This window comes from Streptomyces krungchingensis (assembly GCF_054729265.1).
Window position 1 is genome coordinate 6,010,621 of record NZ_JBPUKY010000001.1, and the last position, 11,683, is coordinate 6,022,303.

General features: G+C 72.8%; 7 protein-coding genes. 1 reads left to right on the forward strand and 6 read right to left on the reverse strand.

Going from position 1 to position 11,683, the window contains the following annotated elements:
* Positions 1-44 precede the first annotated feature (44 nt).
* Positions 45-1,499 carry a HAMP domain-containing sensor histidine kinase gene (locus tag ACSYGO_RS26465; protein ID WP_432174509.1) on the forward strand — a complete coding sequence of 485 codons (1,455 nt, stop codon included), beginning with the start codon at positions 45-47 and terminating at the stop codon, positions 1,497-1,499.
* Between the two features lie 37 nt (positions 1,500-1,536).
* On the opposite strand, the gene ACSYGO_RS26470 is transcribed toward ACSYGO_RS26465, so the two are convergent.
* The 6 genes from ACSYGO_RS26470 to ACSYGO_RS26495 all read right to left on the reverse strand — a co-directional run bounded on the left by ACSYGO_RS26470 (position 1,537) and on the right by ACSYGO_RS26495 (position 11,305).
* Positions 1,537-3,486: an APC family permease gene (locus ACSYGO_RS26470; RefSeq protein WP_426680200.1), complete on the reverse strand. Its 1,950-nt coding sequence runs from the start codon at positions 3,484-3,486 to the stop codon at positions 1,537-1,539.
* A 271-nt stretch (positions 3,487-3,757) separates the two neighbouring features.
* A complete protein-coding gene (locus ACSYGO_RS26475) occupies positions 3,758-5,797 on the reverse strand; it encodes an APC family permease (RefSeq protein ID WP_460387860.1) in 2,040 nt (679 codons plus the stop codon).
* Positions 5,798-5,932: 135 nt separating this feature from the next.
* Complete coding sequence (locus tag ACSYGO_RS26480) at positions 5,933-6,496, reverse strand: hypothetical protein (protein ID WP_460387862.1); 564 nt, start codon at positions 6,494-6,496, stop codon at positions 5,933-5,935.
* Positions 6,497-6,606: 110 nt separating this feature from the next.
* Positions 6,607-8,955, reverse strand: a complete 2,349-nt coding sequence (locus ACSYGO_RS26485) for a protein kinase domain-containing protein (RefSeq protein WP_460387864.1) — start codon at positions 8,953-8,955, stop codon at positions 6,607-6,609.
* 427 nt (positions 8,956-9,382) lie between these two features.
* Complete coding sequence (locus tag ACSYGO_RS26490; RefSeq protein WP_460387866.1) at positions 9,383-10,429, reverse strand: alcohol dehydrogenase catalytic domain-containing protein; 1,047 nt, start codon at positions 10,427-10,429, stop codon at positions 9,383-9,385.
* A gap of 222 nt (positions 10,430-10,651) precedes the next feature.
* Positions 10,652-11,305 (reverse strand): hypothetical protein, encoded by a 654-nt coding sequence (locus ACSYGO_RS26495; protein ID WP_179332520.1) that lies wholly within the window; start codon positions 11,303-11,305, stop codon positions 10,652-10,654.
* Positions 11,306-11,683: the final 378 nt, after the last annotated feature.

The window sequence follows — 11,683 nt, forward strand, 5'->3', positions numbered from 1 at the left end:
GCGGGGCGGGGTGGATCCGGTTCCCCCGGACCAGATTCCGGCGGGTGTCCTCCCTGCGGGCCACCTTCACCCTGTCCTTCGCGGCCGTCGCCGCCGCCGTCACCGTCCTCGTCGGCTTCCTCAGCTACGACGCCGCCGCCCGGCTCGTGCGCGTCGACCAGCAGACCGTCTTCGCGGAGGTCGTCCAGGACCTGCGCGACCAGGTGCGCGAGCGGGCCCTGCACCCGGCCGACTTCGCCGCCTCCGACTCCGATCACGACGGGCCGCTCGACGACATCATCCGGCCCAGCCGCACCGATGTGCAGGTCCTCGGCCCCGGCGGCGCGATCGTCGACCGGGGCAGCCCGCCGCTGCCCGTGCGTGCCGCGGACCGGGCCGTCGCCGACCACGGGACGGCGGGCGGGCTGGACGAGCACAAGGAGGTCGACGTCGGGGGCGACCGCTACCGGGTCGCCACGGTCGCGCTCGGCGGCGGGCGGGGCGCGGTGCAGGTCGCCCAGCAGTTCAGCGACACCGAGGACCTGCTGCGCGAACTCCAGCAGCGGACCGTGCTGCTCGTGGCGGCCGTCGTGGTCGCCGCGGGACTGTTCGGCTGGTGGCTGGCCCGGCGGATCACCCGCCGTCTGGTCCGGCTCGCCGGGGCGGCCGAAGACGTCGCCCGCACCGGCCGCCTCGGCATCCAGGTGCCCGTCACCGGATACGACGAGGTCGGCCGGCTCGGCCGTTCCTTCGACCGGATGCTGGTGCGGCTCGCCCAGTCCGAGGAGGACCAGCGGCGGCTCGTCCAGGACGCGGGCCACGAACTGCGGACGCCGCTGACCTCGCTGCGCACCAACATCTCCATGCTCCGGCGCATCGACGAACTGCCGCCCGGCGTCCGGGAGGAACTCGTCGCCGACCTCGCCCTGGAGTCCCGCGAGCTGACCGACCTCGTCAACGAACTCGTCGCGCTGGCGGCCGGCCGGTCCGACACCGAGCCCGTCCGGCGGCTCGACCTCGCGGAACTCGCCGAGGACGTCGCGATCGTCGCGCGGCGCAGGTCCGGGCGGGACATCACGGTCACCGCGCGCGGCGACACGACCGTGGAGGGCCGGTCCACCGCGCTGCAACGGGCGGTGTCCAACCTCGTGGAGAACGCGGCGAAGTTCGACCGGGGCGGGGCGGCGCCGATCGAGGTGGTGGTGTCGGGCCGGTGGCGGCCGGGCGCCGAGGCCGGCGTGGACCCGTCCGTTCCGGGTGCGGGGCATCCCGGGCCCGTGCGGGTCGAGGTGCTCGACCGGGGGCCGGGGATGGCGGACGAGGACCTCGGCCGCGTCTTCGACCGGTTCTACCGGGCCGCCGACGCGCGGAGCCTGCCCGGCTCGGGGCTCGGCCTGTCCATCGTCCGTGAGGTGGCCACGGCGCACGGGGGTGCGGCGTTCGCCTTCCGGCGGGAGGGCGGGGGCACGGTGATCGGGTTCACCGTCGGGGTGCAGCGGGCCGGGGACGACGGCCGGTAGCCGATGCCCGGCCCCGGCGCCCCGGGGAGCCCGCCGGTCAGCCCACGTGGACCCGGGGGCGGCGGGAGCGGTCCGGCTCGGCCTCGCGGAGGACCTCCCGGGTGACGGGGGCGACCTCGCCCTGCCCGAAGAGGAAGAACCGGAGGAAGTTGGTGAACGGGTCGCCCTCGGTCCACTCGAAGTAGATGTGCGGGGTGCACCGGGTGGAGTCGCGCACGTGCAGCAGCAGCGCGGCCAGCGCGTTGGGGATGGACGCCGACTCCAGGGTCAGCACGCGGTAGCGGTCGTGCAGCACCTCGCCGCGCACGGTGAGACCCGTCTCGAACTCCGAGGGGTCCAGCACGGTGACCTCGACGAACACGAAGTCCTCCTGCATGGGGACGTCGTTGTCCTGCCGGATCTGCTCGATCTTCTCGCGGTACTCGGCCTTGTCCCGCTGTCCGGGCTCGTTGGCGATGAACCGGATGCGACGACTGGACATATCCCTGATGAATCGTTCCGCCATGTCGTCGAGCGTCACGCTGGTGACGCGCAGCTCGAAGGCGCGGGCGAGCCGGGACAGCAGCGAGACCAGGATGATCCCCGCGATGAAGCAGGCACCGATCTTCACGCCGTCCGGCCGCTCGATGACGTTCACGACGGTCGTGTACAAGAACACCGCGGAGATCACCGCGAAGCCGATGGTCCAGCCCCGCTGGCGGGCCTTGCGCGCGGCGATGGTCACCGCGATGGCCGCGGAGCTGATGAGCACCAGCACGCCGGTGGCGTAGGCGCCGCCCTGCGCGTCGACGTCGGCGTCGAAGATCCAGGTGACCAGGAAGGCGACCAGGGTGAAGACGATCACCATCGGGCGTACGGCGCGCGCCCAGTGCGGGGCCATTCCGTAGCGGGGCAGGTAGCGGGGCATCAGATTGAGCAGCCCGGCCATGGCGGAGGCGCCGGCGAACCACAGGATCGCGATGGTGGAGGCGTCGTAGACCGTGCCGAAGGCGTTGCCCAGGTACTCGTGCGCCAGGTAGGCCAGCGCGCGGCCGTTGGCCTGGCCGCCCGACTTGAACTCGTCCTCCGGGATCAGGAGCGTCGTGATGAAGCTCGTGCAGATCAGGAAGACGCTCATGATCACGGCGGCGGTGGTCAGCAGCTTCTTCGTGCCGCGGATACGGCCGGTCGGCTTCTCCTCGGTGTCCGTCGGGTCGCCCTCGACGTGGGGCATCACCGCGACCCCGGTCTCGAAGCCGGAGAGGCCGAGCGCGAGTTTCGGGAAGACCAGGAGGGCCACACCGACCATCGCGAAGACGTTGCCGTGCTCCGTGGTGAGGGCGCTGGACCAGTCGGTGATCACATGACCCGCGGTGATCACGTGCCACAGGCCGCTGATCACGACCACGAGGTTGAGGGACAGATAGATCCCGACGAGGACGACGGCCACGCCGATCGCCTCCAGGAATCCCTTGAGGAACACCGCGCCCAGCAGGGCGACGAGTATCAGGGTGATCACCATCTGCTTGTCGTGCAGGACGCTGGTCAGGTGAGGGTTCTCCACCAGGTGGGTGGAGGCGTCCGCCGCGGAGAGGGTGATGGTGATCAGGAAGTCGGTGGCGGCGAAGCCGAGCAGGGTGAGGACGAACAGCTTGCCCTTCCAGAACGACAGCAGCCGTTCCAGCATGGCGATCGAACCCTCGCCGCGCGGGCTCTCCTCCGCCACCCGGCGGTAGACGGGCAGCGCGCCCGCGAGGGTGACGATCACCAGCACGATGGTCGCCACGGGCGACAGCAGTCCGGCCGCCAGCGCGGCGATGCCCGGCTGGTAGCCGAGAGTGGAGAAGTAGTCGACGCCGGTCAGGCACATCACCCGCCACCACCGCTGGCCCTTGTGGGCCTGCTCCGGCGTGGCGTGCGCCCCCTGGGGGGTCTTGGCCATGTCGGACAGGCCTTCCAGCATCCAGGCCCGCAAGCGGTTCGCTCGGGCGGGTGTGGTGGTGGCCATCGGCGGGTGCTCCTGACGGGCGGCTCTGCGATCGGTTCCGGCCATCGCGGAGACGGCGAGACCAGCGTAAGCAGAGAGTGATTCCCGGGCCCGTGGATGTGAGGGCCGAACGCATCAAGACCGCGTTAAGACGCATCAAGGCCGCGTCAAGATCCACTGGTCAGCCGTGTCAAGATCCACCGGCCCACCGCGTCAGGACGAGCCGGCCCACCGCGTCAGGACGAGCCGGTCGATCGCGTCAGGACGAGCCGGTCGATCGCGTCAGGGCCGGTCACCCGCGTCGTCCGTCGCGCGAGCCGGCCGGCCGCGTCCCCCGGGGCACACCGCGGCGGACCGCGCCGGGCGCCCGGGGCGTCGGGTGGTTCGCCCGCTCCGAGGAGCTGAGCTGCCAGGGAACGCTGGTGATCATCACGCCCGGAGTGAAGAGCAGACGGCTCTTGAGCCACAGCGCGGACTGGTTGTGCAGCAGGTTCTCCCACCAGTGGCCGACGACGTACTCGGGGACGAAGACGGCGACGAGGTCGCGGGGGCTCTCCCGGCGGATGGAGCGGACGTACTCGACGACGGGCCGGGTCACCTCGCGGTACGGGGAATCGATGATCTTCAGCGGTACGTCGATGCCGTACTCCTCCCAGCGTTCGCGCAGCGCCGTCGCCTCCTCGCGGTCGACGGAGACGGTGAGCGCCTCCAGCTGGTCGGGGCGGAAGGCACGCGCGTACGACAGGGCCCGCAGGGTCGGCTTGTGCAGCCGGGAGACCAGCACGATGCCCAGCACCCGGGACGGCGGCACGAGTTCGCTCCGGGGGTCGTCGACCGCCAGCTCCGCGCCCACGGCGTCGTAGTGGCGTCGGATCCCGCGCATCATCACCCACAGCACCGTCGCGGCGAGCACCGCCAGCCACGCGCCCTCGGTGAACTTCGTCGCCAGGACGATGACGAGGACCAGCCCGGTGACCACCGCGCCCACGGCGTTGACCACCCGTGCCGTGTGGTGGCGTCGCCGTGTGGCGGGGTCGCGCTCCGAGCGGAGCTCGCCGTTCCAGTGCCGGACCATGCCGAGCTGGGAGAGCGTGAAGGAGGTGAACACGCCCAGGATGTAGAGGTGGATGAGGCTCGTGACGTTCGCCCGGTAGCCCCACAGCAGCAGGCCCGCGACGAGTGCGAGGGCCAGGATGCCGTTGGAGAACGCCAGCCGGTCGCCCCGGTTGTGCAGCTGGCGGGGCAGGTAGCGGTGCTGGGCGAGGATCGACGCCAGCAGCGGGAAGCCGTTGAAGGCGGTGTTCGCCGCCAGGATCAGGACCAGCGCCGTCGTCGCCTGGATGACGTAGAAGCCGACGCTCTGCTCGCCGCCGAAGACCGCCGCCGCGATCTGCGCGATCACCGTGCGCTGGGTGTACGACGAGCAGTCGCCGTCCAGCCCCGTCAGCCGGCAGGCGTCGTCGGTGATGTGCACCTTGGAGACCATCGCCAGGGTGGTGACGCCGGCGAACATCGCGATCGCGGTGACGCCCATCGCCGCCATCGTGGTGGCCGCGTTCTTCGGCTTCGGCTTGCGGAAGGCCGGTACGCCGTTGGAGATCGCCTCCACACCGGTCAGCGCCGTGCACCCGGAGGAGAAGGCGCGCAGCACCAGCATCAGCAGGGCCAGACCGGCGAGGTGGGCGTCGCCGGGCGCGGGGCTGATGCCGTACCGCGCGCTCTCGGCGACCGGCGCGTTCCCGAGGAGGTAGCGGACCAGACCGGTGATCACCATGATCAGGACGCCGCCGATGAACAGGTACGTCGGCGTGGCGAACGCCCGCCCCGACTCGCGTACGCCCCGCAGGTTCATCGCGGTGAGCAGCGCGACGAAGAGGATCGCGAGCGGCACGCGCTGGCCGACGAGCCCGGGGACGGCCGAGATGATGTTGTCGACCCCGGAGGCGACGGACACGGCCACCGTCATCACGTAGTCGACGAGGAGCGAGGCCGCGACGACCAGACCGGCGGACGGGCCGAGGTTCGTCGAGACCACCTCGTACGAGCCGCCGCCGCTCGGATAGGCGTGCACCACCTGGCGGTACGACAGCACCACGACCGTCATCAGCGCCACGACCGCGGCCGCGATCCACGGCGTGAAGTGCAGATACGTCAGCCCGCCGAGCGTGAGGACGAGCAGGATCTCCTGGGTCGCGTACGCCACCGACGACAGCGGGTCCGAGGCGAAGATCGGCAGGGCGAGCCGCTTGGGCAGCAGCGTCTCGTGCAGCTCCTCGCTGCGCATGGCCCGGCCGATCACCAGCCGCTTCAGGATCGCCGTCACGTTGAGCACGGCCGGAGCGTAAGCCGGGGGGCGGGGGCCGACGGGGAGCCTGACGGCGCCGTCGGGCGGCAAGCGACCCGTTAGGATCCCGCCGCCGTCGTGCATTCGGAGCAACCGGCCGGGCCGGCGGCCGGCGGCCGGACCTCAGTCGAGCCCGGACACCTCGAACACCGTCCGCGCCGTCTCGCGGTCGATCCTCTCCGCCATGCGGCGCAGCGCGGTCGCCCCGCACGTCAGCGAGCCGCGGCGGTCGGAGAGCCGGGCGTCCTCGTCCAGCCGGTACCACAGCGGCGGGTTGGAGATCAGGACCTGCGGGTCGATCTCCACCCGGGCACCGAAGGTGTCCCGCAGTACGAGGCGCTGGCCGATCCCGTCCAGACAGCGCACCGACACCAGTTCGTCGGTGCGCACGCGTCGCGTGCCCAGCAGCCGCCGCGACACCAGCCAGCCCTGGCCCGCCGACACCCGGGCGGGGAAGAGCAGGACGAAGAGCAGCGCCGCCAGGCCCACCCACAGGGCGGCGCGCGGACCGGTCAGGGTGCCGGCACCCCCGTCGACCAGGAGCAGCAGGCCGAGGAGCAGTACCGAGCAGCGCACCGAGGTGAGCAGGTCCTGGGACCAGTGCCGGTCGAAGGCCGTCTCCGGTGCCGTTCCGGTCGCCGTGGGCGGTGGCGGGGATGCGTCGACCGCGTCGTTGCCGCGTTCCATGGGAGCGACGGTAGAGCCACGGGAGGCCGGGTGCTGCCTCCCTTGACGGGACTCTGACGACCGCGCGCGTCAGCGTCGCGACAAGACGTCGGCCGCTCTGCCGCGGGACGTCACCCGGTGAGCCGGCGAACTGTCCCCAGTTGCTTCCACCGGCCGTCGACCAGACGGTCGACCCACACCGGACGGGCCGTCGCCTGGTGGTCCTTGAAGGCGTAGTGCCCGAGGAGCCCGTCGGTCTCGACGTCTTCGAGGACGGCCCGGAGCCGGGTGCGGGCGAGGTCCGCGGCGGGCCGGTCGCCGTCCTCCCCGGCCACCCGGTCGATGCCCGCGGCGACGGCGAGCGTGGCGTCGTACAGCTCCGCCGTGCCGCGGTGCTTCAGCAGGGCGCGCAACTCGGCCGATGCGGTGCACAGCTTCGGGAAGTCCGTGCAGTCGGGCTTCTGCCGCTCGTCGTTGAAGGTACGGAAGCGCAGGCTTCCGTCGGCCGGCTGCCGGTCCTGCCGGGCGAACATCTCCAGGTCGGACGAGACGTCGCAGGCGGACCCGTAGACGTCGTGGACGGCGACGAGCGTGCCGCGCCCGCGGGCGGCCGGCACGAGGTTCTCCTCACCGCCGCCGGCCCGCAGGTCGGACACCACCACGGCGTCCGGCCGGGCCGTGCCGAGATCGCGCTCGATCCGGCTCCGGCTCATGTCCTCGGTCCCCTTCTGCGAGGGCAGCGGCAGCGCGGTGAGTCCGGCGGCGCGCAGCCCGTGCCCGAAGGTGTCCTTGTCGGTGTCTGTGTCCCAGTAGCTCTTCGACGTCTCCACGACCCGGCTCGCGCCGTACGCCCCGGCCAGATAGCGGCCCGCCTGGCGCCCCGCCTCGTACTCGGCCGCCGGGAGGGCGTACTCGTGGTCCGGGTCGCCCCCGGACTCGCAGGTGTCGACCATCGCCATGCGCGGCGACCAGTCCACGTCGGCGCTCGCGAAGTCCCCGATGTCGCCGACCATGGCGATCATCCCCGGGTGCTGCTCCAAGAGCTTCTCCGCGGGCGTCTGCCCGTAGTCCTCCACCGCGACGACGCGCACGGGGATCTTCCGCTTCGCCCTGCGCTCGGCCTCCTTCAGGGCGGCCCGCACGACACGGGCGCGGATCTCGGGCACCCGGCCGTCCTCGTCGTCGCCCCAGGCGTAGCCGACGCCGAGCGTGTACGTCGTCGGGGCGGCGGAGGTCCGTCCGGGGACCGGGCGGCCCTGGCCCTGGGGCTCGGGGCGGTCGGAGGACGACGTGCTCAGGGCGATGCCGGCCGGGACGCCGACGGCGAGGAGCGCGGCGGCGGCGACGGCGAGCCGGACGGTGCGGCGGGGGGAGCGGCGCGGGGCCGCGGGGGTCCAGGGGGACCGCGTTCCGCGCCGCTCGTCGGCGTCCTTGACGACGTGCCCGGCCGACAGCCGTGGGGCGGGCGCCGGCGGCCTCGCGTCCTCGGGGGCCGATTCGCTCGCGCCGTCGGCTGTTCGAGCCGCCGGAGCCGGAGCCGGAGCGGGGGCCGATTCCGGGACCGGAGCCGGTTGCGGGTCCGGGTCCGGGGCAGGGTCCGGTGCCGCGGGCGGCTCCGCGGCGGCAGGGGCGGACGGCCGCGCCGACGCCTCGATGCGTGCGAGCGCCGCGTCCGCGTCCGCGGGCCGGTCGTCGGGGTCCTTCGCCATCAGGTCGAGCACCAACCGGTCCACGGCGGGGCCGAGTTCGGCGCGGGCCCGGCTCGGTCGCAGCGGCTCGTCGTGCAGGTGGTTGTACATGATGCCCGCCGCGTCCCCGACGAACGGGGGCCTGCCGACGAGGAGTTCGTACAGGACGCAGCCCACCGCGTACAGGTCCGTACGGCCGTCGCCCCGGAGCTGCCGGAAGCGTTCGGGCGCCATGTACTGGACGCTGCCGAAGGGCAGCCGGCCGGTGTGCGTCAACCGCGCGTCGGTGGACCGGAATTCGGTGAACCGCGCGATGCCGAAGTCGACGATCCTGGCGGTGGACGCCGTGCCCTCGCCGGTGACCATGATGTTGGCGGGCTTGATGTCGCGGTGGACGACACCCGCACGGTGCGCGGCGCTCAGGCCGCGGCACACGTCGGCGGTCCAGCGCAGCGCGTCCTCGACCGGCACCCGCCCGCTGTCGCGCAGGATCTGCTCCAGCGTGCGGCCCTCGACGAGGGCCATCACGAGGTAGGGGCTCTCACCGTCCGTCCCGTGGTCGTGCACGGTGACGATGTGCGGGCTGTCGAGGGCGGCGGCGACCCGGGCCTCGCGCCGGAACCGGCCGAGCCGCTCCGTCCGTTCGGCCTCGTCGTCCCCCGCCGCGCGGAGGATCTTGACCGCCACCTCGCGGTCCAGCTGCTCGTCCCTGGCCCGCCAGACCTCGCCCATGCCGCCCGAGCCGATGAGCTCGATCAGTTCGTAGCGGTCGTCCAGCCTTCGTCCCCGCACGTGTCAGGCCCTTCCCCCGGCGCATCACCGACCCGGCCCGCCAACGTACTGCATGGGGTGTGGCGGACCGTCAGGGAGTCGTGGGCAGCGGGGTCCACCGGACCGCGCGCAGCGTCGAGGCGGATCGGGGTCCATCGGAGCGCGCACAGCGCCGGGGTGGATCGGGGCTCACCGGAGCGCGCACAGCGCCGGGGCGGATCGGGGTCCACCGGACCGCGCGCAGGGCCGGGGTGGATCGGGGTTCACCGGACCGCGGACATCGTCGGGGCGGATCGGGGTCCACCGGACCGCGCGCAGCGTCGAGGCGGGTCGGGGTTCACCGGACCGCGCGCAGCGCCGGGGTGGGTCGGGGTTCACCGGAGCGCGCGCAGGGACGAAGGCGCACGAGGGGTCCGCCGCTCGCACGCCTTCGGCCGCCCCCTGTGCCTCAGTGGCCGGTGGTGAGCACCATGCGGAACCGTGCCTGACCGCTCGTCATCTTCTCGACCGCGGCGGCCGTCTCCTCCAGCGGAACCTCCTCGGTCCAGGCGCGCACACCGCTCTGGGCGGCGAAGCGCAGGGTGTCCTGGGTGTCGACGGCGGCGCCGGAGGCGTGGGCGTAGACCTTCCGTGCCCCCTGCAGCAGTTGCAGGCCGTTGACCTGGAGCGGTTCGGGGGAGATGCCGACGATGGCGAGTTCGCCGCGGCGGCCGAGTCCGTCGATGGTGGCGGACATCGCGTCCGCGTTCGTGACGGTGGCCAGGACCACCTTGACGCCGCCGAGCGCCTGGAGCGCCTCGGCGACGTCCTCGGTGGTGCTGTCGATGTAGTGGGCGGCGCCGAGCTTGTGCGCCAGGTCCCTCTTCTCCTGGCCGCGTGCGATGGCGACGGTGTCGAAGCCCATCTTCTGCGCGAACTGCACGCCGAGGTGGCCGAGGCCGCCCAGGCCCAGTACGGCGACGGTGTCGCCGGGGCCGGCGGTGGTGTGACGCAGGGCGTTGAAGACCGTCACGCCCGCGCAGGCCAGCGGTGCCGCTTCGACCGCGGTCAGCTCGTCCGGGATCGCGGCGAGGGCGACGGCGGGCACCACGACCGAGTCGGCGTACCCGCCGGGGTAGGCGACGCCCGGGACGGCCAGTTCGGGGCACATGACCGCGTCGCCGCTGCGGCAGGCGTCGCAGTGCCCGCAACTGCCGCCGTACCAGCCGACGGCGACCCGGTCCCCGACCTGCCAGCCGGTGACGTTCTCGCCGAGGGTGTCGATCCGGCCGGCGATCTCGTGACCCGGCGTGACCGGGAACGTGGTCCCGGGCAGCGCGCCCGAGGCGATCAGCAGGTCGGAGTGGCACACCCCGCATGCCTCGACGGTGATCCGCACCGATCCGGGACCCGGCTCCCGTGCGGCGACCTGGGCGAGCTCCGGGGTGCCACCGGGCTCGGAGACCTGCGCGGCACGCAGGGTGCCGGTGGAGGCGGAAGCGGTGGAAGCAGACATGATCCAGCCCTTCGTAGCGGTGTGGGGCCGGGGACGGGCCGCACGCACTCGCTCGTCAGGACGTGACCGGCCGAGGGTGGTCCGCCGCGGTCTCCCTCTTCGACGATAGGCAGGCCTGCGCCGCATCGGCATGTCCGCGGACGGCCGGCGCACGCACCGCGCGCGCGGCGGGCCCGGGGATGCCACCGCCCGGCGACGCCCCGGGAGCCCGGGGGACCGGCCTCAGGGCCAGACCAGGCAGTACGGCTGGTGGCCTGCCTCGTGCAGGCGGTGGGAGAAGTCCTGCCACTCGTGCAGCAGCTGGTACACGTTGAACGCGTCCCGGGGGCCGCCCCGGTCGGGGACGGTCGACCAGATGAAGGCGGCCGCGCCGACCGCTTCCTCGCCGATGCCGCGCAGCGGGTCCACGACGGTCATGGGGAGTTTGACGACGGCGTAGTCGGGGTGCAGGACGACCAGTTCCAGGGGCGGCACCTTGTGCAGGGGGACGCCTTCGATGCCGGTGAGGACCATCGCGGCCATCGTCTCCGGCTTGATCTTGGTGAACATGCCGTTCATGCCGAGTTCGTCGCCGCCGAGTTCTTCGGGGCGCATCGAGATCGGGACACGTGCCGCCGTGGCGCCGTCCGGCGCGCCGAAGTATTTGTACGTCACCCCCACCCGGCCACCATTCCCGCTCCCGGCCCTCAGCCGATCGACCCCGCGGTCGCTCCGCTCGGGCTCACCTTGCGCTCCCGGAGATAGCTGGGATCCCTGCGATCCCTGGGTCCTGCGTGCCTCGGCCGCTTCCTCCGCTTCGCGCCGGTGCCTTCCCCGCCGGGCACGCCGAGGCCCGAGGTCGTCGGTCCCCTCGCCCAGTCCGCCACCGCGATGCATATCTCCACCCGACTGCTTTTCTAAGGCGCGCGACCCCCGCCACGCAACCCGATCATCGTGACAGTGACCTCCCCCACGGCCGCACGCCGAAACGTGCGCTGAAACACCTGTTCCGCGGGATCTTCGCGGCCTCTGAACACCACCGTTCCTGTGAGCTGTCCCTGCCGGGCCCCAGTTTTGCAGATGGCCGGGGGCGCCGCCCGGTCCTCGTGCCGGGCACCGGCCCGCCGGATCCCCGCGATTCCGGGACCTTGCGTACCTGCAACGTACGCGGTCCCGTACGGCTTCCCGGAAGCGGGAGCCGATGGGGGACGCCTACGAGAAGCCGTACGTCGTGCCGGGTTCCCGCGTTCACGCCCGCGTGCTCTTCCCCTCACG

What these genes read in the sequence shown, in the direction of transcription:
- ACSYGO_RS26470 (WP_426680200.1), bottom strand. Translation starts at nt 3,486, where the DNA reads ATGGCCACCACCACACCCGCCCGAGCGAACCGCTTGCGGGCCTGGATG.
- ACSYGO_RS26480 (WP_460387862.1), bottom strand. Translation starts at nt 6,496, where the DNA reads ATGGAACGCGGCAACGACGCGGTCGACGCATCCCCGCCACCGCCCACG.
- ACSYGO_RS26490 (WP_460387866.1), bottom strand. Translation starts at nt 10,429, where the DNA reads ATGTCTGCTTCCACCGCTTCCGCCTCCACCGGCACCCTGCGTGCCGCG.
- ACSYGO_RS26495 (WP_179332520.1), bottom strand. Translation starts at nt 11,305, where the DNA reads ATGCATCGCGGTGGCGGACTGGGCGAGGGGACCGACGACCTCGGGCCT.